Here is a 26,803-nt window from a genome sequence, read left to right as displayed (position 1 = left end):
GCAGCTTTCTTTGTATAATATCCTACTTGTTGAGTGTACTGCTTTTACTTTTGCCCTGGCTCTCTTAACTCTCGTTTTTACTTTATTTTCTAAGTACTAGCCATAAACGCACTGCTTATTAGTTTCACTGAACCTGTTTCATTGTAGTAGAGAAGTAGACTTGACGTATTTAAATCTTCTGCAGTCAATAGATGATTAAGGTGTTAGTGGTACTTGAGCCAGATTCAAGTATACTATTAATCTCTTATTCTAAAATGGAACAGGAAACCTCATATCGCTGCTTATAGAATGCTGGTTTGATAATATTCGGGAGGAATATGTTTGTTTGCGAACGGTTTATTCTCACTATCAGCATAGGAGACACAGCAATTCAACAGTAACTTTATAGGTGTAAACTTTGTCCTAAAATAAGAAGGCTCACTGATTATGAAAATCGGTGAGCCTTCTTATTTTTACTGGAGACTTGAGCTAAGATGGATTGCCACCAGTAACTACTTTCAAGAGGTCATCTTCTTGTAGATGTGTATTAGCTACTTCTATAAGAAGATCAGATGTAAGCGTTTGAATTGAGTCAAGGAGTTGAGTGTAGAAGTTGGTAGGTAAACCTAGAAGTACGTTTGATTTATACTTATCCATTTTGTCAAACAAGGTAGCGTGGTCTGAAAGGAATTTACCGGCAAGGTGTTTCTTAGCTGTCACGAATTCATCTTCAGGTACTTCTTCGTGCTGAAGTAAGCTCAACTCTTTGGTAATTTCCTCTAATGTCTCCGTGATTTTATCTCCTTTTATATCTGCTCCAATGAAGAACAAAGAATCGTTTTCTTTATTGGAAAGAGCAGAGTAAATACCATAGGTGTAGCCTTTGTCTTCCCGTATGTTCTTCATTAACCTAGAGCCAAAATAGCCTCCCAGAATGTGATTGAGAAGGTACAAGCTTGGGTAATCTGGATGAGAGGGCTTTATAGTGGGGCAACCTACCCGAATAGAGGCTTGCATTTGGTTAGCCGTCTTTTGCAGCATTAACCCAGTTTGTGGTATGTGATCTAATATGGAAGAAGGCTCTACCGCTGTAGCTGTGTTATTCTTCAAACCAGAAAGAAGAGCGCTGATACTATCTTTTGATATGTCACCAGTGACAAATATTTCTGCAGAAGCAAAGGAGTAGGCTAGTTGGTGAAAGTGCCTTAAATCAGCAATTGATAATGCTGAAATCTCTTCTTCTGAGATGGAGGAAACATACGGATGCTCTTTCCCATAGATGGCTACCGTAAAGGCCTCTGTCGCTAAGTAACTATTTTTCTGTTTATCTACCGCTAATGTTTGGATTACCCTTTGTTTCATTAGGGTAAATTCATTTTCAGGGAAAGAAGGTTGCTCTATGATCTCTAACACGAGCGGAAGCAGCGAGGGAAGGAATTTCGATAGGCAATATAACGTAACAGTAGATCGGTCAAAGCCATGGTTCACCTCCAGAGAGGCACCGTAGTAATCTACGGTATCAGCTATTTTTTTTGCCGAATGCAGGGTGGTGCCTTCCTTCAGCATTTTAGCCGTAAGTGAAGCTACTCCAGGTTTGGTTTGAAACCATTTACCTGCCCTAAAAACAAATTCAACCCGTACTACAGGTTGAATGTTGTTCTCAAAGATATGAAGACGGGCTCCGGAAGGGGTTTGTATCACTTCTGGAGCAATGGAAAGGTCTGTGGAAAGTTCTGCAATAGCAGGTGCTACAGTGCGGTTAAGAAGCATATATTATTGTTCGGCTTCGTCTAATCTAAAGTGAAGCGTGAAACGGAAGGTTTGTGCTAAAGGATTGTTCTGATCGTTCGGGAGCATGTAGGCACCATCAAAACCGAATTTCTGATAACGGATACCTAAACCCATGGTAAAGTACTGACGGCCTCCTTTTAGCTCATTTTCGTAAAAGTAGCCTGCCCGAGCGGCGAACATATTGTCATACCAGTACTCTAAGCCAGTAGAAACCATGATTTCTTTCAATTCTTCACTTCCACCATCGGGAGCATCAGAAAAGGATTTGATAATCCCTGAGAAGACATTGGTGTCATCATTGGCAGCCGGGTTGGTTGATTGCGTGTAAGGCACCAGCAGTTTGTTACCGTCTACAGCTAGGGTAATCTTGTTGTAAGGGTCAAGCTCCATGGTGAAGGCAGTACCCAGTCTCAGGTTGGTTGGTAAAAAGTCTCTTCTCCCGGCAGTCGTATAAGAGATCTTGCCGCCCACGTTAGATATATTTCCGCCCAGGGCCAGGTTATAGTTCTTGCCACCCAAAGCAAGATCTTTGGTGTAATAAATGCCTAAATCTACGGCTACAGAGTTACCCGGCTGTGATTCAGCAACTACACCGCCGCCGCCGCCCACATTGACGTTGCCTGACAGATTGGAGTGAATGAATCGGGCACCTACCCCTAAGCTTAGGTTCTCGCTTAACCTTTGTCCGTAAGCAAGGTTGAAGGCGTATTCTTTCGGGTTGAAGTTCTGGATGGGGTTACCTGATGCGTTGGTGAAGTTTAACTCTCCTAAGTCAAAGTAAAGCAAAGAGGCCGCTATGGTGGAGTTGGCCGTTACTTTCTTATGAGCCGAAAGCTGACTCAGGGACATGTCATTCACAATGTTAGACAGCCAGGGCGTATAAGAGAGCGAAACACCTAGATCGGTTTCAATGAAGCCAAGTTTAGCCGAGTTCCAGTAGATGGAGTTCGCGTCTGGGGAAGTGGCTACACCCGCATCACCCATGCCTGCGGCACGGGCATCTGGCGTAACGGATAAGAACGGTACCGCCGTAGTGATGGGTCTGTAGGTAGTATTCTGCCCTATAGTAGTTTGAGCCTTCGTGGACAGGCTAGAGAAAGAAATTACAAACAGAACAAGAAGGGTAGATCTGAAGAAGTTGCAGTTCATGCGGTATAGATTGTTGTATCTTATTTTATTTAAGTAAAACTAGCTTTTCGTAACGAGATGTACTAGCCCCATCCTGACGAGAACGTACATTTACTTTATATATGTATACGCCCTTGGCTAAAACATCATTACTATCATCTCTACCATCCCAGTTGAGGTCAGAAAAATGCGTACTGCCATCCCCAAATCCATGCAATGTTTTCACTAGTTTTCCTGATACGGTAAATACCTGAATAAGTATATCTAGCTCCTGTCCGGGTCTGTTATGATCAAAATGGAACGTAGTTTTGTTCAAGAACGGGTTAGGAATATTGAACACATGGTCTAAGGCTAGTTTCTCAGAAGAGGCAACAATAAATTCAATCTGGGTAGTACTGGAGTTATTGTGGGTGTCCCAGGCTTTCAGAGAAAGAGTGTGCGGTCCTACACCTACGTTCTGCAGAGAATACCGGATTTTACCTGATTGGTAAGAATCTACATCTGCCGTGTAAAACTCATTTAAGATAATAGGCTCAGACGATTTCTCGTCCAGAATAGCGGTGATTTCATGCCCAATGCCAGCCCCGGCGGTATTGATGCCATTGTCATCAAATAAATGAGCCAGCAGCGTGGCCTCTGTCCCAATGGTTCCGCCAGAGACAAAGGATTCATCGTTCATGTAAAGCTCTAACTGCGGGGGAGTATTGTCTGCCGCCACCTCGGTGCTGGCTCCGCCTACTGGTACCGTGGTTGCGCCATGACCGTCCAGGGTAGAAGAGGAAGCATACAAATGAATACTTCCGTCACCGATCTGGTAGTTGATGTCTTTAGGGATTACCAGAGAAACCTCAAACACACCGCTCTTGACGGTTGCCAAGCCATCATACAGCACATTACTGCGGTTCAGAACCTGGCGTTTGGCATTCTGGTCACCCAGCGTGGTAAGCGTTGCCCGCTTATCATAGACTGTAATATGAATTTGCCCCTGGAAGTTGGTGGCTATTTGTTGCTGGCTGTTTTGCACGAAACCTTTTAGCTGAACTTTAGAAAGTGCCTTAAGCGTATCTGACGCTGCCGCGGAAAAAGGTTTGCCGTTCAATTGAGAGAGGACCACCTGCAGGTTTGGATAGGCGAGACGCATGGCCGGATCTCCCAATAGAGCGAAGTTCCGGTTATTCACGCCGAACAAACTCGCGTTCTTGGTTTTATTGGTGAGTGCCCCAAGTGTTGGCATGTTGCCGTTGGCGAGCGGCGCAAAGAGAAAGTTGAAGAAATTGGTATTTAAAGCCCGGTTTCCATCTGAATACACCGGGCGAGTGGTAGTCAAAAGACCGATGGCTCCACCTTCGGGGTGGAATAGCGCCGTTTCTGCGCCGGAATTCCGTCTTGGGTCATCATAGCGGCCAATTTCACAGGTAGCAGTTAAAAAGAACGTGAGCTTGTTGGCGTTTTTCCAGTTCTGAATCTCATTAATGGTCAGAATTTGCTCATCGGCTAAACTTAACGCATTGCCGTGGCCGGTGTAGTTGGTGACCAAGGCTCCTTTCTCAATGGCTTCACGCAAGGCCTGGTTTGTTTCTGGGGAGCGCTGACCGTTAGGCACAGAAATCTGCGGGTACAGATCCAGGTAAATTTTTTGGGGCAAGTAGTCTGCGTGGTTACGTTCTACAAACTCGGCTAGGTAATCTGCGTCATTCAGGTGTTCATTAGAATCACCATCGTCGGCTAAGAAAATGAGGCGTTTGCGCCAGTTGCCTAACGTCTGCTCACTTTCATATTTGATCAGTTTATCAATGATCAGGTCTGCCTCCGCAGGTGTTTTAACCGGAAGTCTGCCAATGCCCACATCTAGGCGGTGCGCAAGCGTGAAATCAATCTCAGACCATTCGCCTTCTTCGTCATCCAGAAACCCGATGTAGTCATCTGAAGAGTAAGAAAGCACGGGGTCCAGAGACTGGCGCGATTCGTAAATAGGAATGAAGTTGGTGTTTTGCGGCAATCTGTTTTTAGGGTCAAAAGAGGCGTCGCCTAACAGAGCCACCTGAATCAGCTCATCTCCCTGTTTGGTGCTGCGTTCATACAGCATTTTCAGGAAATCTCTGATGGCGGTGATATCCTGCTTGCCCGAAGAAAACTCGTCATAGATAGCCGCCAATGCAATGACCTCTACCTGCAAGCCCGAGCGCGTGCGCCGGTGGGTAGCCAAACGCTGCGCCTGTGCTGTGAAAGTAGCCGGAGCAATAATGACCATATCCAGCTTCCCGTCTAGGTTAAGACTGTGCAGATTCTGGTTGGCTACCTTTCCTACAAAAGTAGGAGCCGGGAAAGAAGAACCCTGGAAAACCACGTATTCGCGGAGCTGTGGGCTGTTGGCCGAGAAACTAGCGACCCCATTGTTAAGTGTAGCAAGCTGCCGGAAAGGCTTCAAAGGATCTGTGACATCCCAAATCTGTGCATCAGAGGCAGTAATCCCACCCACCTGAAACGTAGTCACGGCATTTCGTTTGCTGGCCAGCGACCGGAAACTGGTTTGATTTCCGTAAAGTTTCAGTTGCCGCTGCGCGGATAAAGTAAAGTAGTTTAGAAACCCGGCAGCCGAAGAACTGTTGCCGGATTGGTAAGTATAGGAAACGTTCAGGTCGTTGGCGTACGTGAGCGCGCTGAGGGAAGGCGAAAAGTGGAGTACATGGTTCACTCCTTCGGGGTGGTAATTGTACGAGCCTCTGCCCGAAACCGCATGCGTTCCCAATGTGGTTCCGTTGAGTTTTACCAAAAACGAGCTGTTTTCAGGGGAGTTCGCCATCACCGCCGAGGTAAGCCAAACGGTACTGTTGGGCACTACCTCAGAAGCCGGCAGGGCAAAAGTTTGCTGCGGAGCGAAGGCCGTAAATTCCTCGCCGTACCATTCGCGGCCGGAGTTGACCATGTTACGGAGGTCTACTTCGTGAAACCAACGCTCATCATATGAATTCACCACCGGGAAAGAGCCCGCAAGCGAGGCCTGCTGATTCACCCTCAGTCCGGCAGATGAACCTACATTCAAATAGTAATAGGTGGTGTCACTGGAGAGATTTAGGGTGTGCCGAAAAGGCGATTGCCCGGTAACCAGATTCTCTGACCAGGTATGCGGCCCTTGTCCGTAAAACAGCACATAATCATTGGCGTCAAAAGTGCCGTCCTGTTCCCCTTCTACCCAAACGGCGTTCTCCACCAGATCATCAGGACGCGGCGCAGAATTGGCTTGCGGCAACATTCCGCCGCCGTTACCAAACAGCCGCAAATTGCGTGGGTTCAGGTTCTGTAGGTTCACGCCCATCGCTTGCAAGGCGGCCCGGTCTAGCTTGTACATGCCTGAGGCCGGAACCCCAATCTTAAACCACTCGCCGGAAGCTAAGACCGAACGGCTGGCATACGCCCGGCGCCCGGCGGCAGTACTAGCTTTTCTGAGGTTATTTCCGGAAACGTAGCGAAAACTGAAAGAAAGTAATTTCTCCACCGCGCCCGTCTGTGGATTCAGGCGAAACGGTTGAAAAGCGATGACAGAGTGGGGTATTCGGTTAGCCGTGCCCGCGCTGATGGCAGGCTGAAGTTCTGTTTTAAGCCCCTTTTTAGGAAAAGAGCGCATTTCTGCCTCGGTAAGCGGGCTAAACTCCAGGCTGGTGAACTCAAAAGAAGTGACCGCTGCGTTAGGGAGGGAGAGCAGGTAGTACGGAATCTCCTCGCGGTTCACAAAAGCCGCTTCCTCAAACGCGGGAGTGGCCGGGGCCGAAGAATTGGGCGGAATGGCACGCCAGGAGACACTCCGCGTTTCTGCCTGGTTCTGAGCCCAGGCAGAAACGGCGGAAATCCAAAAGCCAACGGCCAAAAGAAACTTCCTTACAGCATGCATGTACGCGGGTAAATAGTTACTCCGCAACACAGTCCCTCTCTCAATAGGTTCAACTCAAGGAACTGAGTTAAAAACCTGACTGAATGTTACTTAGTTGGCGGTGAGACGGTAAGAAAATGATTCCATAATCATGTTGGCCAGTAACTTCTTACAAGCCTCTTCCACTTTCTGGGCTGCAGCAGTTTCGTTTTCTGCCTCTAACTGTAAACGAATATGTTTGCCAATTCTTACATCAGACACCTGCTCCAAGCCTAAATGCTCCAAACCCAACATCACAGCCTTTCCCTGCGGGTCAAGTAATTCTGAATGCGGCATGATGTCTATTTCGGCGGTGAATTTCATAGGGAAGAAGATTTATGGAAAAATGATAAAATAATGTACATGGCCATGTTCAACGGCACAGCGGTAAAGTTAAGGATTGCCAGGAAAAGAAAGGAAAGTCCCACGAAAATATAGCGTACTTCATTCCCTTTCCAGGAGCCGCTTTTGAATTTAAGCGCAATCAACGGAAGCTCGGCTATGAGCAAATACGAAAACAGGACCGTAATGCCCAGCAACACATAAGGGTTCATGATAATAGGCGTCAAGCCGAAATCATCATATATCATAATGAGCGGCAAAGACATGATGAACAACGTACAGGCCGGGGTAGGCACGCCAATGAAAGAGGAAACTTGGCGGGTGTCTATGTTGAATTTGGCTAACCTAACGCAGGAGAAAATGGTAATCAGGAAGCCGGCATACGGCAGAAAAGCAGGCAGGTCATACCCGCCGGTTTCAATGGCTTGGGCCAGCATTTGCACCATGGCCGCGCCGGGCACTACACCGAAGGAAACCATATCTGCCAGGGAATCTAGTTGTTTGCCTATCTCAGAATACGTGTTGAGTACGCGGGCCACCATGCCGTCCATAAAGTCTAAGGTAGCCGCGGCTACAACCCAGGCCGCGGCTGCCTTTAAGTCCTGCTCAAAAACCGAGGCCAAGGCAAGGCAACCACATAATAAGTTAAGGCAAGTGATGAAATTAGGAATGTGCTTCTTCATAGATTTGGAAAGGTCTGTTCTGAGCCTGTTTAAGTAAAATTAGCTCAAAAACGGATTACTGGCTTTTTCTTCTCCAATAGTGGTGGAGGGGCCATGGCCAGGATATACGGTTACCTCATCGGGGAGTGTGAATAATTTGGTGCGGATGCTTTGGATAAGCGTGTTGTAATCGCCGCCTGGTAAGTCAGTGCGGCCAATGCTGCGGTGGAACAGCACATCGCCGCCAATCAGGTTTTTGCTTTCTTCGTGGTAGAAGACCACGTGGCCAGGCGCATGACCGGGCGTGAAAAGTACTTCCAACTGGGTCTCCCCGAAGCGCACGTTTTCGCCCTCTTTCAGGAATTTCTCGGGTAAAATCTCCTGGTACTGCGGAAAACCATACGCGGCAGAATACGTGGGCACCGCCCGTAACACGGCTAAATCTTCTTCGTGGATTTCCAGCGGCACGCCGTAGGTATCTGCCACGAATTTATTTCCCAGCACGTGGTCAATATGGCAATGCGTGTTCAAGAGACGTACTACTTTCAGGCCTTCCGCCTGGATGAACTGCGTTAACTCCTGCTGTTCCTGTTTATCGGCGCAGCCGGGGTCAATGATGACGCACTCTTTGGTGGCGTCATACAGCACGTAGGTATTTTCTGAGAACGGATTGAACGTAAAGTATTTTACTTGCAGACCAGTGGCAGCCATGGATCACATCTTATTTTGCAGGCTCTAAGTTACAGATTTCAGCGGCACATGCCGTACCTTGGGACATGATTTATGATTATCTGGTAGTAGGACACGGCTTGGCCGGCGCCATTTTGACCTGTTTTCTGGAAAAAGCCGGTAAAACGGTGCTGGTTTTTGATGCGCCCAAAGAGAACTCGGCGTCACGGGTGGCGGCGGGGTTGATTAATCCGGTGGCCGGAAAACGGTTCGCCAAAAGTTGGCAGGTAGATGCGTTTCTGCCCGCCGCCGCCGCGTTTTACCAGGAAATGGAAGCACGTTACCAAGTAGATTTATTCCACCGTAAATCTATCTTAAAACTGTTTTCCACCCCCGAGGAACAGAACAACTGGATGGGCAAAAGCACTGATACCGCCTGGGACGGTTACATTGAAACCACGCACCTGCAATTGCCTGCCTCTGAAGACGTGCATCAGGAATTGGGTGGTCTGCTCATTCAGCAGGGCGGTTATGTGAGCTTGCGTACTTTCTTGGACAAGCGGGAAAAAGACCTGCAAAACAGAGGCGTGTTTCGGCCGGAGGCCATTGACTTTACGCAGCTTCAACTGCGGCCAGACGGTGTTCTGTACGGCGAGGCGCAGGCCAGGAGAATCATTTTCTGCGAAGGTGCCGGCGGGGCACAGAATCCGTTTTTCAGTTGGTTGCCCTTTTCTCTGAATAAAGGAGAAATTTTAGACATAAAAGTGCCAGATTTTGAGGCTTCATATATCTATAATAAAGCCGTTTACGTTGTGCCTTTAGGGCAACACCATTACCGGGTGGGCGCTACCTACAACTGGCGCAACCTGGAGGAACAGCTTACCTCTGAGGCCAAAGATGAACTTGCCACCAAAGCGCAGGAGATCCTCAAAAAACCATTCACCGTGGAAAAGCAGTATGTAGGCATACGGCCAGCCGTGCGGGACCGCAAACCGCTGATCGGGCTTCATCCTGAGGCGCCGCAGGTGGGAATTTTCAACGGAATGGGATCTAAAGGAGTATTGATGGCACCTTTACTGGCCCAGCAGTTTATTTCTTTGCTGGAGCAGGAAACACCCTTGTGGCCAGAAGTGACTATTGCCCGGTATTTATCGTTATATTTAGCATCAACGTCAAACACATGAGTCAACTCTCTACTCGCTTCTTATATGTGTGCCGGTTATTTGTGCTGCTCCTCTGCGTGGGAGCGCCCGCGTTCACGTATGGCCAGGCCACTGCCCCAGATGACTTCGGTCAGAACCGCATTCAATACAAGCGTTTCAACTGGCAGTACTACAGCACGCAGAACTTCAACATCTATTTCTCGCAGGACGGCCGGGAACTGGCGCGCAACGCCGCCGAGCACGCCGAACGGGAGCTGAAAAGGATTACGGCCTTGATTGGCTACTATCCTTACTCCAAAATCACCATTATCATGTACAACTCTGTTTCAGACATGAAGCAGAGCAACATAGGTTTGATTGATGACCCCTACAAAGGCGGCAATGATGCCCTTTTTGTGAAAAGCAAGATTGAGGTGGCCTTTGAAGGTTCGCAGACCGAGCTGAAGCGCCAGATGACCTACCGCATTTCTGAGTTGTTGCTCTCAGACATGATGTACGGCGGTAGCCTGAAGGAAGTGATCCAGAGCAATTACCTGCTGCGTTTGCCGGAGTGGTTTGTGTCTGGCGCGGCCGCGTACCTAGCCGAAGGCTGGAGCGTGGAGATGGACGACTACGTACGCGACATGATCCAGAAAACGGGCGGTAAACGCTCAGACCCGTTGTTTGCCCGTAACCAGCGCCTGACCGGCCAGGCCATCTGGAACTACATCACAGAACGCCACGGTACTGCCGCCATCCAGAACATCCTTAACCTGACCCGCATTACCCGTGACATTGAGATAGGGATTGCCAGCAGTCTGAACATGCCGTACAAGCGGTTCATGCGCGATTGGTTCGCGTACTACACCCAAATGAACACCTTTGCCGACGGCTCCATGCCTTCGCCCAGCAAAGACAATAAGATCAAGAAAGCCAATGGCCGGAATGTCCTGTACTCAGAGCCTGCTTTAAGCCCCAGCGGGCAGAAATTGGCGTATGTGATCTATGACCGAGGAGCCTACAAAGTGTACGTGCGCAACCTGGCTTCTAAAAACCAACGCATTGTGTACCGGGGCGGGTATAAAATGCCCAACCAAGAGGTAGACCACACGGTGCCTTTGCTGTCCTGGCGGTCAGAATCCCAACTGGGTATTTCAGATGTGCGGCGCGGAAAACTGCAGCTTAAATTACAGGATGCCGGTAAACGGTATATTCCGGGCGTAGCCACGGTAAAAAATATTTTGGGCAAGACAAACAACGTGCTCAATTTCAGTACCTACAGCCAGGTAGCTGGACTGGATTTCTCAGAAGACGGTCAATTCATGGTCTTGAGTGCCGTGAAAAACGGGCAGAGCGATTTGTTTCTCTACCGTGGCGGCCGGTTGGTGCGGCAGTTGACCAATGATGTGTTTGATGACCTGGATCCGTCTTTTCTGCCGGGTACCAGCAACCGCATTGTGTTCAGTTCTAACCGCTTCGCAGATTCCCTCCAGTCTAGCCGGGGCAAGTTCGCAGCCGTTACCAACAACTTTGATATTTACCTCTTTGACCCAGAGAATACCCAAAGCCGCTTCTGGCAACTGACCTATACGCCCTCTAATGAAGTGATGCCTATTGGTTTGTCTGAAGACGAAATTATGTATCTGGGCGAGGAAACCGGTATCAGGTCGTTGTACCGTCATAATATAAAGACGGGTACCATAGAGCGCGTGTCTGCTTTCCGGCAGAGTATTAAAACCTATGATTACAACGTGCGCACCGGTAACCTCACGTTTGTAGCCAGTGACCGGGCCAAGGAATTCCTGTATTGGTATCCTAACTCCGCGCTAACGGCAGTTGCGCAAACCGGCTTCAAAACCAAACGCCAGGAAGTATTAGAAGGGCACCTGCAGCGCCGTATTCAGCAGGAGAATGCGCGCATAGCGGCTGCCTTGGCCGCGAAGGCCGCCTCAGACTCGTTGGCTGCTTTACGGGCGAGCCAGTTGGCCAGTGGTATCATAGACAGTACCGCCACAGACAGTGCTGCCGCCCCGGTTAAGCCCAAAGCAGCTCCCAAACCCAGAACCATCATGGCCATGAACACGCCAGATTCGCTGGTGCTGAATTATCCTAAGCCCTATGATCTGCGGTTCGGGGTGAACGGCTTGACCACCTCCATTCACGCCGATCCTTTGCTGGGCTTTGGGTTTGTGATGGAAGTAGGCATGGCCGATCTGTTTGAGGATTACCGCATTAGAGGAGGGGTTTTCGCATTGACAGATCTGCAGACCACCAACTTCTATGCTGAGTACTCCAACCTGAAAAACCGCTATGATTATCGCGTTGGATTCCAGAGACAGAGCATCTCTTTAACGTCGGTGGGTGGGTTGCGTACCAAGCTTTCCAAATATGAGATTCTGCCAGCCTTTAGCTATCCGTTGACCAATGCGCTTAGCGTGAAGGTGCTGCCAAGATTTGCGAATGTAAGAGCCATTGCCGTGGAGAACTTCGCTGAACCAGACCAGGTAACCGATTTGGCCGGTATAGGCGGCGAGATTGTGTATGACAATTCTGTCGTGACGGGAATGAACATGCGCGAAGGAACCCGCATGAAGATAGGAATCAGCAGAATGTACGGCATCGGAAACAAATCTGCCGGTTTTGGTAACTTCTACGTAGACCTACGGCACTACCAGAAGATTCATAGGCAATTTGTATGGGCCAATAGATTGAGCTACGAGCAATCATTTGGCCCGGCTCCCAAACGGCACAAACTAGGTGGCGTGGACAACTGGATCAATGCCGATGACGATGATAGCCTGGCCATGGGTCCGGTAGATTATCTGTTCATGAACTTCGCCACGCCTTTAAGAGGCTTCAACTACGGTGCCCGTAATGGCACCCGTTACGTTCTCTGGAACTCAGAACTGCGTTTGCCTATCTTCCAATACCTGTTTGAAGGGCCCATCAACTCTGGCTTCTTCCGGAACCTGGAGCTAGTGAGTTTCTTTGATGCCGGAACCGCTTACAACAGCGGCAACCCGTTCAGCGATGATAACTCCGTGAATACCCAGCCGGTGCCAAGACCTCCGTTTGAAGTAATTGTCCGTAACTTCCGAAATCCATTTATGTACGGCTACGGATTCGGGGCTCGTACCACCTTGCTAGGCGTGTACGGTCGGTTTGACATGGCCTGGGGCGAACGGAACCTACAGCGCGAGGGACCTAAGTTCTACTTCTCTATGGGATATGATTTCTAACCAATGATCCCCTAGAAAATAGGTCATTTGCTTTCAAGCCGATTTCCTGAAAACACTCTTAAAAGCAGAATGCCTCCCTTGTATAAAGGGAGGCATTCTGCTTTTAAGTTGATCACTACAGATAGGTAATAGCATTTCCCTCGCTCGCGTCTCGCGAGCGTGAGCTACTTTCGGCCTCTGGCCAATATTCATTTCATTTTGAATAAATGGACACAAAGCAATCAATGGATACAAAGCGGCGGGACGCCGCAAGTAGCTCACACTCGCGAGACGCGAGCGAGGTTTGGAGATTCAGAAGCTGTTTCAGTTTCGCTTTCCGGGAAATAGCCTATAAACGACAACGCCTCCCTGAACTCAGGGAGGCGTTGTCGTTTATGATAAAGCTTAGCGAAAGCTAATTTTCTTCCGAAAAGGAAGTCAGTTACGCTTGAACGGCTTGTAAGAGCGACTCAAACAGAAGACGGCCATCGGTGTTGTTGAGTTCTGCGTCAACGGCTCGTTCTGGGTGAGGCATCATACCGAATACGTTTTTGTTTTTATTGCTTACGCCGGCAATGTTCAGCAAACTTCCGTTGCAGTTGCAAACCTCGGTTACCTCTCCGTTGGCATCGCAGTAGCGGAACATGATCTGACCATTGTCTTCCAGTTGCTTCAGCGTATCGGCATCGGCGTGGAACCGGCCTTCGCCATGCGCAATCGGAATTTGGTAAGCTTTGCCGGGCTCCAATAGAGCGGTAGGCAGGGCATCGGTGTTCTCAGGGGTGATGTAAACGTTCTGGCAAATGAACTGCTGGCTCGTATTCCGGAGTAAGGCACCAGGCAGAAGGCCGGCTTCCGTCAAAATCTGGAAGCCATTGCAAATGCCCCACACGTACCCACCAGAATTGGCGAATTTCACCACTTCCTGCATGATAGGGGAGAAACGGGCAATTGCGCCCGAACGCAGATAGTCACCATAAGAGAAACCTCCGGGCAGCACTATGAAATCACAGTTCTGCAAATCATGGTCTTTGTGCCAAAGCTTTACAACTTCCTTTTGGGTGGTGTGTTGCAACGCATCAATGACATCTTGGTCACAGTTGGACCCTGGGAAAACGACAACTCCAAATTTCATAGAGCAAAGATAAAGAAAATACGCAGGTTATTAAAGGAACGCGTCACAGAAACCGCAGGCGGCAAGATAGGGAGGGAATGGGACTTTTTTCATAGATTTACCTTTTTCCACTTTAATGACGCAGTATGTTATTATCCATGACCGGGTTTGGGTCTGCCCACCTAGAGACAGAAGGTTCTACCATTTCCATTGAGCTGAAGTCACTTAACTCTAAATCCATGGACTTGAGCCTGCGTATTCCGCGCAGTCTGTCAGATAAAGAGCTTGAAATCAGAAATCTGATAGGCAAAAGCCTGGTACGCGGCAAGGTGAACCTTACCATAGAGGTTACCAGAGGCAAGACTGGTTCCAGCCGCAGTAGAATCAACACAGAACTGTTAGGGATCTATTTCAAAGAATTGGAGGCCGCTGCTATTGCCTTGGGCGCGAAATCTCCAGATCTGTTCCGGTTGGCGTTGCACATGCCCGAGGTACTGCAGACCGAAAGCACCGAAGAAAAAGGCGAAGAAGTTTCCTGGGAGCAGGTAGCGCCCGTTTTACAGGAAGCCATTGACAATTTCAACACGTTCAGGGCAGATGAAGGCAAGGCGCTTACTACTGAAATTGTATCTTACATAGATAGAATTAGAATCCTGTTGGCCGAAGTAGACAAACACGACCCTAGCCGGGTAGACCACATCAAACAGCGCATACAGGCTCATTTAAGCGAAATAAGCACCTCAGAGTCGTTTAATCAGAACCGCTTTGAGCAGGAGATGATCTACTACATTGAGAAGTTAGACATAGCCGAAGAAAAAGTGAGATTAGTGAATCATTTGCATTATTTTGCAGAGACTGTCTATCTTCCTGAACCAACTGGTAAGAAATTGGCGTTCATCTCGCAGGAAATAGGCCGTGAGATTAACACCATAGGTTCCAAAGCCAATGATGCCACCATTCAGCACCTGGTGGTAGAGATGAAAGAAGAACTGGAGAAGATCAAAGAGCAGCTGAACAACATTCTGTAAAAGGGGGTTGTTTTCAGCCTGTTTCCCTGAAAACAACCCTAAAGCGCAGAAGCAAATGGCTCAAAGATTACTGATTGTTTTTTTTCTCTTCACGTGTACTATCAGCCAAGCCATAAGCCAGACCCGGTCCTGTGGCACCATGGAGCATCTGAAGCACTTGGAGAAGGACAGGCCCAACCTGCACGTTCAGTTACAGCAACAGGCAAAAGCAGCGGGCAACAATTTCAAAGGGGCAAACGCGCAGAGGGTGTTGGGGGGCGTCATCACCATACCGGTGGTGGTGCACGTGGTCTATAACACCGATGAGCAGAATATCTCTGAGGAGCAGATCGCGTCTCAGATTGAAGTCCTGAACAAAGATTTTCGGCGGCTGAACGCCGATGCCAGCAATACGCCTGCCCCTTTCAAAGCAGTAGCCGCCGACACGGAGATTGAATTCAAGTTAGCCCGGCGCACGCCAGATGGCGAGCCCACCAACGGCATTACCCGCACCAGAACCACCGCCGCAGATTTCAAGGTAGACGATGCTATGAAAGCTGCCTCTTCCGGCGGAAAAGCGGCCTGGAACACAAGCCAATACCTGAACATTTGGATAGTTAACTTCAACAAAGACGAAGACGTACTGGGGTACGGCCAGTTTCCCAATACCGGTTCCCCGGCGTCAGACGGCGTAGTGATTGACTACCGGTACTTCGGGACAACCGGAACAGCCAAAGCACCTTTTAACCAAGGCCGTACCGCTACCCATGAGATTGGCCATTGGCTCAACCTTTTCCACATCTGGGGCGATGAAGAATGCGGCGATGACCAGGTAGCAGATACGCCCACCCAGGCGGCCGAAAACACAGGTTGTCCTACTTTCCCCAAGGCTAGCTGTAATAATGAAGGTGACATGTTCATGAACTACATGGACTACACCAATGATGCCTGCATGAACCTGTTTACCACTGGGCAGAAGAATGTGATGCAACAGGCCCTTGCCAAGTACCGTCCGGGTATTCTTACCTCATTAGGCGCCACGGAAGTACAGGTGCCCGAACTGGACGCCGCTTTGGTTGAAGTGACCTCTCCGGCAAACGTGCTTTGCGCTCCCGCTTTCGCTCCGGTTGTTGTGCTACGTAACAGAGGTTCCCAAACCCTGACTTCGGCCCAGATCCAGTACCGTGTTGACAATGGCCCCGTGCAAACCTATGATTGGACTGGTTCCCTTGCCTCTTTTCAGAGCATTACGCTGACCATCCCTAGTCTTACGGCTACCCCTGGGTTGCATACCATTGCCTTTACCATTGCCTCCAGAAACAATACCAGTACGGATGCAAACGCGGACAATAATGCCATAACTGCTTCTTTCCAGGTGCAGGGAATAGCCTTGCCGCTGCAGGAAGGCTTTGAAGGTGCTACGTTTCCGGCGGCGGGCTGGGCCATCCATAACCCCAATGCTGATTTAACGTGGGAACGCACTACCAAAGCCGCCAAAACAGGTACTGCCTCGGCGGTGATGCGGAACATTGCCTATACCGCCAATGGCCTGGTAGACGAATTGGTTTTGCCACCGTTGGATCTGACTTCCCGCACCATGCCCAAGTTAACGTTCCAGGTAGCTTACTCCCTACTGTCTGAGACCGAGTATTCTGATACGCTGGAGGTTTGGGTTTCTTCTGACTGCGGAAGCACTTATCAACGCATCTTCCAGAAGTTTGGCCAGGAATTGACTACTGCCACGCCTTACTTCACCACCGACGAATTTATTCCCACCGCATTGCAATGGCGACAGGAAACATTGGATCTGGCAAACTTTGCCTCGGTTAAAACCGCCCTAATCAAGTTCCGGCACATCACTGATTTTGAGAACAACCTCTACTTAGATGATGTGAAAGTAGACGGGAATTCTCTGTTAGGTGCCGAAGAAGAGCGTGCCCAGTTAGCCGTGAAAGTAGCCCCAAACCCTACCACCGGCCTTGTTTCTATCAGTTCCCCGGAAGCTAGTATCTCCAGTGTACAGGTTTGCACCGCGGTAGGAACTGTGCTGCAAGAGATTTCAACTCCCCGCCACGTCAGGAGCCAGTCTTTGCAATTCACGCTCCAAAACCAAGCAAACGGTCTCTACCTCATCAGAATGCAAACTGACAAAGGCGTAGTAGTCCGTAGAGTAATGCTGATGCAGTAGACCTTTTAGTAATGCTTAAAAGCAGAACCCCGGTAGCTTTTGGTTACCGGGGTTCTGCTTTTTAATGGCTAATTCAGTTGGTGTTTTTTGGAAATGTAAACCCACTCTACTACCCTAAGAGGAATTCTACTAGTATCTCCTTTCTTCCAAAGCTTTCTGGCGCAAGCGTCCGCTTGTGTCCGCACGCATAGCTGATCTGCAAGATGAGGACACAAGCGGACGCTTGCGCCAGAATAATGAAGGCAACCTGAGATACTTTCCAGGCCATTTTCAGGAAAACTCGGCAAAAACAGAAATAGGCTACAGTGCTTTGATAAACGCTTGGATCAAGCTGATCACCTCTTTGAATTTGGTAAGAGGCAGGGTGTCTGGTTTGTCCTGCGGATGGTGGTATTCTGTGGTGGTGCCGCCCAGGGTGTAGAAGAAAAAAGAAGGAACGCCTTTCTCTGAAAAGAAGTAATGATCAGAGTTCGCTGCTTTGCCCCGGCTCTTGATCTGGGGAAGGTAGCCGTGTTGCTGGTTCAGTTGCTGCAAGAGCGAGAACTGCTTTGGGAAAACGCTGCCGTTCACCACCATTAGGCCTTCTTCGCCGGTGCTCATCAAGTCCAGGTTCAACAGGAATTTGATTTTGCTTAACGGGAAAAGCGGATGTTCGGTGTAGAAACGGGAGCCAACCAAACCTGCTTCTTCCCCGGCAAAGGCCATAAACGCGATGGAATAGTCAGGCGCGTTCTGGGGTTGGGCATAATAGTTGGCCAGTTCCAATAGCATAGCCGTACCACTCGCATTGTCATGCGCACCCGGAAAGTAAAGGTCTTTGCCTTGGTGTCCCAAGTGATCATAGTGCGCAGTGACCACCACAAAAGAGTCTGGCTTGATTTTGCCGGGCACAAAGCCAACCACGTTCTGGCTTCGGTAGTTCGGTTCCAGGCGGGCATCTACGGCATAAGAGATTTTCTTGGCGTTTTTGGGCCAGGCTTTTTCCAATACTTCCAGCACCGGGAACGGAAGCTGCTCTCCGCGTACGGTGCCCATCAGTTTGGGGCCTGGTTGCCGCACCAAGATGGCCGCAACACTTCTTAACTGGGGCTGAAAAGGTTCTGGCAAAGAAAGTAACTCCTGAAAGTGCCGCTGGTGCACCACTACTACTTTGTTCCGCAGATTATTGGTCAGGAATTGCTGAGCCACGTCTACGTCTTGCAGAACCAAAGTGTCAATGGCATATACTTTTCCTTCGCCCGTTCCGGGGCCAGTGGCACCGTGCGCAATGAAATCGACACCGGGAACCAAGGTTTTGCCGTCTATTGCTAATTGCAGGCGGTTTTCCAGAATATTGACAGGGAGCGTAAATGGCTGCTTGTAGCCGGGCGTGAAAGAACGCAGACCTATGGTTTCAAACTGCTTTTGCAGGTAAGTAGCGGCCAGGCTGTCGCCTTTAAAAGCATAACCCCGGCCATGCAGGGCCGGGGCAGAAAGATCAGCAATGGTTTGGCGCACCCGGGCCATTTCCTGGGCTTTTCCCTGAAAACAGAGTAAAACGAGCGCAAAGGAAAACCAGCGGTACCGCACCATAGAAATGTTTTTAACTTAGTTTTCTGGAACTAGCCCCTAAACGGCGGCCCACCAGAGACCACACCAGCAAACCGATCACGCCACCAATAGAATTACTGAGGGCGTCTACCGGGTCTGCCTGGCGGCCGAAGCCCATGGCACCCTGCAAGATTTCCACCAGAATCCCGAAGGCAACCACCAACAGAAAGGAGCCCATGAGTAAGCGTTTGTTCAGTTGAACCGAAGGGTCGCGCTGGAGGCCGTAGAGCAGGAGCAGCAACTGTACCCCAAATAGGATAGCGTGCACCAGAGAATCAAAGGTAAGGATGTCCCATTTAGGACCGGGAGGTAACGCCTGGGCGGGCAGCAACGTCAGGATTAGAAGAATGACTGCCCACCCCAGCGCCAGGGCGTAGTAAGAGAAACGCACAATAAACGTCTTACGCGCCTACTAGTTCGCGGTATGCCGCGGCAGAAAGCAGTTCGGCTACTTCGCCTTGCTCAGCAACAGACATCTTGATCATCCAGCCATCGCCGTAAGGATCAGAGTTCACCAGTTCAGGGCTGCCGTCCAGTTTGTCGTTGATTTCCAAAACCTGGCCGGTTAACGGACTAAATAAATCAGAAACGGTTTTCACGGCTTCTACCGTGCCAAATACTTCTTCTCTGGCTACGTCTTTGTCTAAGGTGTCAATGTCTACGTACACAATGTCGCCTAATTCGCGCTGTGCGAAATCTGTGATGCCTACGTACGCTACGTCGCCTTCAATTCTAATCCACTCGTGGTCTTTGGTGTATTTCAGTTCCTCAGGGAAGTTCATAAGGTATAAAGTTAAGTTCGGGTCAAAATTACATTCTTTTTGGCACCTGCCGCAAGCCTGGCGTATGAAACTGTGCAGAGACTGTCTAAAAATAGTTTCGGGGCTGATTTCTGTAAATCAGCCCCGAAACGTTTCTCTCAATACTAATTACTCAGACAAACTGAACCTGAGCTGGATGCCGCCCTCCGTCACCGTGTTCCGGAAGGCATTGGCCACTTTGGGTTCATTGATGTTCTGCGTGAAGTAGAACTGCAGGTTCAGGCGCTGGCTTACCACGTAATCAATGGTAGGTCGTATCTGCACTTGCAAAGCCCCGGCGGTAGTCAGGTTGTTCTGGTATTCGTTGCCGTTGGTGTCTACGGCAATGGTGCGCTGAATGGTTTCATTGTCCCTGATGGTGAAGTCCAGACGCATGGTCAGCTCATTCTCCAAGGTACGTTTGCCGCCAATCTTGAACGGAAGCTTGAAGTTGGTGGCGCTATAGCCAATGCCTACTACCATGTCTTTGATGCCGTTCTCAGTTATCTGCGCGTTGGTCATGTTCAGCAAGAGGTTCCTTTGGGTTCTGTACTCCATACGGCCGGTAATCTGGCCTTTGGTCCGGAAGTTAATCCCAATCAGCGGCGACATGCTCTCCGTGATGGCTACCTGGCTTACAATGTAGTACGGAATCACGTCGCCGGTGCGTTCATCTGCCAGAGTAGGGAAGCCTGCCGGTTTAAAGCTGTAATCCAGGGCCGTGCTGAAGTTAGACACCGTGAACGTAGATTGGTACGCGTGGTTCAGGGTGAAGGAACTGAAGTACTGCTGGAAGAACGGCAGGGCCGCCAAACCGTTGTACACCACATTCCAGTTAGGCAACGGTATAGCGTCAAACGGACTAGCCGGTTTGGCTTTGTACCCGTTCACATCTTTGCCTTGGTAAGCGTGCATGAACGAAGAAATCAAAACATCCTGCGAGTTCAACTGATAGACCCCTGGTCCGCCACTGGCCGCATTCAATCGGCTGGCAATAGTCGCCCGGTTCCTAATAAAGTTTTCAAATGCTTCCGAGTTGCTTCCCGCACCTGACTCAAACATGGTTTGCAGTGAGATAAACGAAACGCGGTAAGAACCGGTGGTGAACGGGTTCTGGCGTTGCACTACCAAGGCTGAGTCGCGGCGGTAATACACCTCATCAATCTCAGACTTGTTCATGACTCCGTCTAAGGTGATGATGAAGTTCCGGAACGGTTCAATGGTGGCGCGGGCCGTTAAATTCACCGACTTGAGGGAGCTTAACGGCGTGTTCAGGTACTGGCTGCTATCAGTGTACCAGCCTTCGCGGTTGGCGCGCTCGTAAAGGTCATGCAACTCAAACTGCTTGCCTAACACAAAGTCCAGACCCGGGGCCCCAAAGCCATCGGCTAAGCCGAAGTTTTTGGTGGTAGGCAGGAAACCCGGCAGCAACGTGCCCTCGGTACGCGCATACGTGAAGTTGACGGAACGCGCCGACATCAATGCCCGCAGGATTCCGTTTATTACCTGCCGTCCGCCGCTTCGGGTAGAATCTGGAGTTGCCTCCTGCCCTGGCTTCACCGATTGTTGCCGCACTCCCGGGTTAGGGGAGGCTTCATTGGCCGCCTTCAAAAACCGCACCTTATTGTACAATCGAACTAAATCCAGTTTGCCGCTCAGGCTCGTTTCGGTGCTGTTTTCAATGGTATTACCCAATTGTAGCGTGTCATTTCTGCTGAGTGCCGTAGAGGCCGACGTCCACGTGAAACCTGCCTGGTACCGCGCATCGGCAGAAACCCAGTCGGTGAGCGGGAATTTGTCTAGCGGTAAACGGTAGGTGGCGGCAATTACCTGGTTGAAGTTGGTGTTACGGCCGAAGCGTTTCAGGTTGTGCCAGATTTCCTCGTTCTTCCAGCGCAGCGTATCTATTTCTTCATTGATACGGCCGTTAGGCTCGTCTACCACCGCCCGGTTGGTGGCGGTATAATCCAGCGTAAGGCTTTTGGTTAAGTCCCACTTCACGTCATAGATGCGGTTAAAGAAGAACGCTTTCTGGAAAGTAGGCAGGAAACCGGCCGTGTCTGGTAAACTGTACGGCGAGGTACGCCCTTGCAGGTACGTCTCGTTGTAGCGCCGGTCCAGGTCTGCTCTAATGGAGATTCTACTTGGCATGAGCGAGAAGTTGAACTCCTTCAGCCACCGCAGGTACGGCGACTGGAAAGCTTTCACCTCGGCAAATGGCGTGTAGCTCTTAGGCGCATTGGTGTAGTTATAGGCAATGCCACCGTTGTAGGTTTTAGAGAAGTTACGGTCCGTAGAAATATCCGTGTGCAGTACCTCTGTATAAGCATAGGAGAACGAGAGGTTCTCTATGTCATAGATATGGTTCTTGGCTTCTGGGTTGGTTTTCTCCTTCCGGACGTTGAGTAAGTTGATGCTCTTGGTCGTGGTCTGGCTGACCACTTCCTTGCGGTATCTGTCCTTTTCTGTGCCATCTTCAAACTTCTGCAGGGAAAGGTCCAGTTCGGTGTCACGGTCCAGCGGGTCATAGCGAGGTTCGCTGGTGGTAGTTCCGTACTGCACAGATAAAGGAACCACTAACCCTAAACCCGAAGGAAGAAGTTTCTCGGCCGCCACGTTGGCTGTCACATCAAACTGCCCTGTGGTTTCCCGGGCTCTTTGCGCCGCCCGCTGCTGAATACCGCCAAAGCCCACGGTGGTGTAAGAACCGGTAGCGGTGATGTTGGCGAAGTCAGCTAGTTTGATGTTGGCGCGGGCAGTGGCTGCCCAACCGGCGGTACGGTCAAAGTCAGATACGCGCAGTTCATTCACCCACAACGTAACTGAATGAGCCGCTTTGTCTGGCGTGGCGGGGTTTTCCAGACCAATCATGAGGCTTTGCACATCACTGAAATCTGGGTTACCTACTACTCTGAACACTTTTCCGTCTTCACGGGATTCGGTAAAGACTTGGTTCAAGGGGAACCCTGCCTGGTTCCGTCTGGATTTTAATCGGACAAACTCATCAAAAGCTACGTCAATGAAGTTCTGCTCGTTCCAGATCTGGTACGGGTCACGGCTGCCCTGCGGCGTCATCTTCAGCGGTATAGAGAATTCGTAATAGTTCTGCGTAAAGTCAGTACCAATTCTGATGAAGGCATTTACTTCATTGTCCTGGGTACCGCTGGGGCTCTGGGCGTGCACGTACATTTTCAGGCGCTTGTAGATCAGCATGTCCTGGCTCACGTTTTTGTACACTGCTTTGCTGAAAGAGTCTCTCAGGTTCTCTACGTTCAACTGCAAGGACTGCTCATTCTGGCGGCGGTTGTTGGCCGAGGAATAATCGCGCTGGCGTTCTACCCCCGGAGGCACCACGTACGGAATGTTCCCAGCATCTACCTCACCGTTTTCCTCAATACTCACCGAAGAGACACTAAAAGCCGAGGCATCAGAGTCACAGTCGCCCACGCAGGGAGCGCCGTTGGAGAGAATGGAATTGTACGTACGCCACTGGTTGGACACAAACTGCATCTGCACCATCCGGAGTACTACGGGTTGCGCAAACTGCGTCATGTACATCCGCATGAACCTGATGGACTTAAAGCCCTGCATCTTGTTCACGTTGTTGGTGGGCTTTCTCACCGGAATCCGGAACTGGTACCAACTTACTCTGTTGCCGTTGGCATCTGTGGAGTCTACTCTGTCTACAATGTAGTTGTCACCTACCGCCAGACGGCTTGGTCGCAGGTCAATGTTGTATTCATAGTACTGCTCGGTGTCACTGATTACGTTGTCTTTGTTCAGGTCTTCCTTATCTGGGAAAGCGTTGGACGAAAGATTGCTGTTAACCGGTGAGTTGCCTTCCATACCGTTGAAGTTCTTGTAACGGCCCAACACCCCTACATTGGCGGCATCATATGACCCGTCTAAGTGGTGGCGGAAGTTATCAGCAGACGGGTCCTCTACGGTGCTGTAGATTCCCTGGAAGAAGGCGCGTTCGTCATTGTCATTCAAACCATCCAAACCTATGTCCTGGAACTGGCGGGAACCGGGATTGCTGTCAAAGGCATCGGTCAGGAACTGATTGCGGGTCACCCGACCCCAAGCGGTTGGCTCCGTGGCTTGGAGGTTCCCGTCGGTTGGTAAGCCGTTCTCAAATTCGTACCGCTGGTCTTTCAGGAGGTCTTCAGAGATGTTACCTAAGTTGAAGACCAGTTTTCCATTTTCATCGCGGCTGTTCTGCGCATCATCTAAACCCGTGATGAGTTTCCGGCCCCGGTCTCCTTTAATGAAGGGGTCCAACATCCAGAATTCCAGATACTCAATGTTGGCGTTGTCAAAGTTGTTGTCAAAGGAGATTTCCCGGCTAATACCTGCGTAGTTATTACGGGGATCAACGTTAGGGTTGAAGAAACGGCCGTCAGGCTGAACGTTGGGAGTATAGTTGTACTGCCCGCGTTCCTGTGGGTAATAGGCTAGGTCAAAAGTGTACTCAAACGAGTTGTTGGTCTCCGGGTCGCGGTTGGGGAAAATCTCGCGGCGCTGAATACCCCGTACATAGTGGTTCTCCAGTTCTTCCTTAGAAATATTGTTGGGCCGCAGACCATTGGAGGTATAATAGATCTGGTCAATGGTATACCAAGCCAACTTGGCCCGGGTAAAGGCATTCGCCAGTCCGGTGGCACCATTGGCCAAGGTAACCGGAGTTGCAGCCAACCGCCAAGCGTTAGTGTTGAAACCTCCTAGGGAATAAGGCGTCTTGGCATTTTCAAAGTCATCTATGTACGAAACCCCATCTTCACCCACAAAAGTAGTTTTCTGAGGCACCAACTGGGCTACCTCGGCTCCTAAGGTAATGGACGAAGGTTCCTTGGTTTCCAAGAACGGCAACTTATCCGTCAGCATGGTGAGCAAACGGGAATCACGCCGGTAATTGATATCAAACCCGTAGATGGTATTGTTGCTGGGCTCATCGCCAATGTTCACGCGCTGAATAAACGGACGTTCTCCCTGGTGCAGTACTGTGGCGCCTAAGATGAGGTCATTGTCTACCCGGTAATCAAAACGGGCTCCCAGGAGTGTTCTGGGTTGGACGCTCAGAATGTCGGCTTTCTCGTAGGTGACGCGCAAGTTGCTGGCGCTGTTCAGGTAGCTGGGATTCAGGATCTTTACGCGGCCCAAATCATAAAACACCTGGTAATCCTGGCCTTCTACCAGCCGCGTACCGCCGGAATAGACCGCCACAGAACCTTCGGCAATCCTGATACCGGGTAGCGTAATCTCATCTGTACTGGAAGCCTGGTAACGGCCCTGAATAAAGAACTTATTCTTCTGGGCGAACTGCTGGGCATCTGTCTGGATGGAGTCATACAACTCCTGGAAGACGTATTTGTTGATGAACTGATCTTCTGTGCCCGTTGTGAAGCGGGAACGGAGGTAAGACCCAAACGGCTCTACCTGCGGGAAGAAGATGCGGCCAGACTCTGGGTCAATGGTAATGCCAGCTAAAAAGTCAAAGTTACCGTCGCGCGGAGGGTCATTGTTGGTGTTCACGTTGTCCAGGTTGAAAACCTGAATCAGCGGAATGCCTTTCAAGCTGGACTCATCCTGTAAACTGGTCAGGTCGCCGCCGGTGGCATCGTCTTTATAGGCAATGTTCAGCTGGAAGTTCTGCCGCTCAATCTGGTTTGCGTTAAGGGCATAGACGTTTTTCATCATCAAATCCCAGGTAGGCGTGTTCAAACCGGGGTTGGTGGCGCGCAGCAACTTCAGGAAAATCACCTGGTCTTCGGGCACGTTCTGGTAGTCTTCCTGCAACTCACCTACTTTATAGGTACGGCCATTCAAGGTGTATTCAAACGCTACGCCCAGCACTTGCTCTGGTAGCAACGTGGTGTTCAGGGAAATGTAGCCTAACTGCGGATTGAATTTATACTCGGTCTGGTCCAGGCGGCGGGCGCGTACGTGTTCAAAGTCAACGGTTTTCTGCAACCCGAAACCTTCCAGAAAATTGTCTATCTGCGTATTGCTTCGGTTACCTAGTCTGCCGTAAAGGTTGTTCTGGTTGTTTCCGGCCCCGGAGTTGGCGGGTAAATTGTTGCTGAAGGGGGCTCTGAAAGGGCTCGGTTCGCCCAAATCCATTAAAGCCACCACGTTTCTCAGGTTTTGGGTGGCCCGGTTGTCATTGGTGATGTACACTTCCAGACGTCTGATCACAATGCCGGAATTCACCAGCGGCAGACTGCGGAGCGCCTGGTCATACCGGTTCCGGAAGAACTGGGCCAAAAAGAAGTGCCGGTCGCGGTCATAATCATCGGCACGTAACTCAAAGCGTCTGTTTTGGGCCCCGTTTTGAATATCTACCGCATCTATGCTACCGCGTTGGTTGGCGGCAATGGCCGTCACTGATAGCTTTCCTAACTGTAACTGCGCTTTTAACCCGAAGAGGTTCTGCCCGCCCGAGATAAGGGAGTTGTTGAGCGGCAAGCTCACGTTACCGGCTTCTATTTTCTGGATGATTTCCTCAGGATAGCCCGTATACTCCAGCTTCAGGTTATTCTCAAAGTCGAAGTTGGCTTTGGTATCCCAGTTGGCCGTGATGCGCATTTTCTCGCCAATGCGGCCGTCAATGTTCAGGGCGATGCTCTGATCGAACTCAAAATCGCCTATGCTCTGCTGACGTAGCGGAATGGCCGGGTTCTCATTTTTGTTGAAGAGCGCGCCAAACTTAAGCGTAGCCAACCCGTTGGGCCGTATATCTACGGTGTTTCCGCCAAACAAGCGGTCAAACGTACGGCCACCCAGGTTTAGAGTAGGCACCAGACGGCGGCTAGGCGCGGCCGGGTTCTGCTCGTCCAGACTCGCCGATTTGGTGCGCCAGTAATCTCTGATAGCTTTCTGCTGCTGGTAGCGGGAATACTCCTCAAAGGTCATGGTGCTGGGATCGCGGTAATCATACCCGCCAATCTGCTCCGTGATCTGGTACCGCTTCAGACTGTCATCTGGCACTACGTTCAATTGCACGTTTTTGGGCAACGGCAGCAACAGCGGCGACAACGTGGTTCTGTTAGAAAAGGGATCGCCCCGGCGGTCGTCAAAAATGAGCTTCGGACGTCGGGAAGGAATATATCCCTGATTTTTTACTGTGTCTTGTACTGCTTCTTTATCTTCTTCTTCAGACAACATCATTAGCGAGGTGCTAACACCTGCTATAGATAAACTCATGGGCTCGGCCTGGGAAAGCCAAGCCATCAACGACACCAACCCTACCGCGGCTGCAAGAATGTG

15 protein-coding genes are annotated in these 26,803 nt (G+C 50.1%); 4 read left to right on the top strand and 11 right to left on the bottom strand.

Going from position 1 to position 26,803, the window contains the following annotated elements; genetic code table 11:
* Positions 1 to 468: 468 nt before the first annotated feature.
* The 6 genes from ACY0JR_RS13505 to ACY0JR_RS13480 form a co-directional block, all read right to left on the bottom strand.
* Positions 469 to 1,749, bottom strand: a complete 1,281-nt coding sequence (locus ACY0JR_RS13505) for a M16 family metallopeptidase (RefSeq protein WP_462634625.1) — start codon at positions 1,747 to 1,749, stop codon at positions 469 to 471.
* Positions 1,750 to 1,752: 3 nt separating this feature from the next.
* Positions 1,753 to 2,919 carry a type IX secretion system outer membrane channel protein PorV gene (gene porV / locus ACY0JR_RS13500; protein ID WP_462634624.1) on the bottom strand — a complete coding sequence of 389 codons (1,167 nt, stop codon included), beginning with the start codon at positions 2,917 to 2,919 and terminating at the stop codon, positions 1,753 to 1,755.
* Positions 2,920 to 2,944: 25 nt separating this feature from the next.
* Entirely contained in the window at positions 2,945 to 6,787 is a 3,843-nt protein-coding gene (gene porU / locus ACY0JR_RS13495; protein WP_462634623.1) for a type IX secretion system sortase PorU, read from the bottom strand.
* A 90-nt stretch (positions 6,788 to 6,877) separates the two neighbouring features.
* Positions 6,878 to 7,129, bottom strand: coding sequence for a phosphoribosylformylglycinamidine synthase subunit PurS (gene purS / locus ACY0JR_RS13490; protein WP_462634622.1), 252 nt, complete (start codon positions 7,127 to 7,129; stop codon positions 6,878 to 6,880).
* On the bottom strand, positions 7,126 to 7,830 hold the full coding sequence (gene pssA / locus ACY0JR_RS13485) for a CDP-diacylglycerol--serine O-phosphatidyltransferase (RefSeq protein ID WP_462634621.1): 705 nt from the start codon (positions 7,828 to 7,830) through the stop codon (positions 7,126 to 7,128). Before pssA ends, purS begins: the two co-directional genes overlap by 4 nt.
* A 39-nt stretch (positions 7,831 to 7,869) precedes the next feature.
* Complete coding sequence (locus ACY0JR_RS13480) at positions 7,870 to 8,520, bottom strand: MBL fold metallo-hydrolase (RefSeq protein ID WP_462634620.1); 651 nt, start codon at positions 8,518 to 8,520, stop codon at positions 7,870 to 7,872.
* 65 nt (positions 8,521 to 8,585) lie between these two features.
* On the opposite strand from ACY0JR_RS13480, the gene ACY0JR_RS13475 reads away from it, so the two are divergent.
* Positions 8,586 to 9,662 (top strand): NAD(P)/FAD-dependent oxidoreductase, encoded by a 1,077-nt coding sequence (locus ACY0JR_RS13475; protein WP_462634619.1) that lies wholly within the window; start codon positions 8,586 to 8,588, stop codon positions 9,660 to 9,662.
* Positions 9,659 to 12,859 carry a TolB family protein gene (locus ACY0JR_RS13470; protein ID WP_462634618.1) on the top strand — a complete coding sequence of 1,067 codons (3,201 nt, stop codon included), beginning with the start codon at positions 9,659 to 9,661 and terminating at the stop codon, positions 12,857 to 12,859. The genes ACY0JR_RS13475 and ACY0JR_RS13470 overlap by 4 nt, the downstream gene beginning before the upstream one ends.
* Before the next feature lie 421 nt (positions 12,860 to 13,280).
* Here the strand turns inward: ACY0JR_RS13470 and purQ are convergent, their stop codons facing one another.
* Complete coding sequence (purQ, locus tag ACY0JR_RS13465) at positions 13,281 to 13,973, bottom strand: phosphoribosylformylglycinamidine synthase subunit PurQ (RefSeq protein WP_462634617.1); 693 nt, start codon at positions 13,971 to 13,973, stop codon at positions 13,281 to 13,283.
* Between the two features lie 125 nt (positions 13,974 to 14,098).
* On the opposite strand from purQ, the gene ACY0JR_RS13460 reads away from it, so the two are divergent.
* Both ACY0JR_RS13460 and ACY0JR_RS13455 read left to right on the top strand, forming a co-directional pair.
* A complete protein-coding gene (locus tag ACY0JR_RS13460; protein WP_462634616.1) occupies positions 14,099 to 14,980 on the top strand; it encodes a YicC/YloC family endoribonuclease in 882 nt (293 codons plus the stop codon).
* 55 nt (positions 14,981 to 15,035) lie between these two features.
* Positions 15,036 to 17,147: a M43 family zinc metalloprotease gene (locus ACY0JR_RS13455; protein WP_462634615.1), complete on the top strand. Its 2,112-nt coding sequence runs from the start codon at positions 15,036 to 15,038 to the stop codon at positions 17,145 to 17,147.
* 300 nt (positions 17,148 to 17,447) lie between these two features.
* Here ACY0JR_RS13455 and ACY0JR_RS13450 read toward each other — a convergent pair whose 3' ends face one another.
* The 4 genes from ACY0JR_RS13450 to sov all read right to left on the bottom strand — a co-directional run bounded on the left by ACY0JR_RS13450 (position 17,448) and on the right by sov (position 26,740).
* Positions 17,448 to 18,719 (bottom strand): M28 family metallopeptidase, encoded by a 1,272-nt coding sequence (locus ACY0JR_RS13450; protein WP_462634614.1) that lies wholly within the window; start codon positions 18,717 to 18,719, stop codon positions 17,448 to 17,450.
* 10 nt (positions 18,720 to 18,729) lie between these two features.
* Positions 18,730 to 19,128 carry a VanZ family protein gene (locus ACY0JR_RS13445; RefSeq protein WP_462634613.1) on the bottom strand — a complete coding sequence of 133 codons (399 nt, stop codon included), beginning with the start codon at positions 19,126 to 19,128 and terminating at the stop codon, positions 18,730 to 18,732.
* 10 nt (positions 19,129 to 19,138) lie between these two features.
* The gene (gcvH, locus tag ACY0JR_RS13440; protein WP_462634612.1) at positions 19,139 to 19,519 is read right to left on the bottom strand and encodes a glycine cleavage system protein GcvH; all 381 of its coding nucleotides are present in this window, start codon (positions 19,517 to 19,519) and stop codon (positions 19,139 to 19,141) included.
* Between the two features lie 147 nt (positions 19,520 to 19,666).
* Entirely contained in the window at positions 19,667 to 26,740 is a 7,074-nt protein-coding gene (gene sov, locus ACY0JR_RS13435; protein ID WP_462634611.1) for a T9SS outer membrane translocon Sov/SprA, read from the bottom strand.
* Between the last annotated feature and the right edge of the window lie 63 nt (positions 26,741 to 26,803).

It is taken from the genome of Rufibacter sp. JT3400010 (assembly GCF_054956755.1).
The sequence above is the reverse complement of the archived record's forward strand: the minus strand, read 5'-3'. Positions and strand labels throughout refer to the sequence as shown.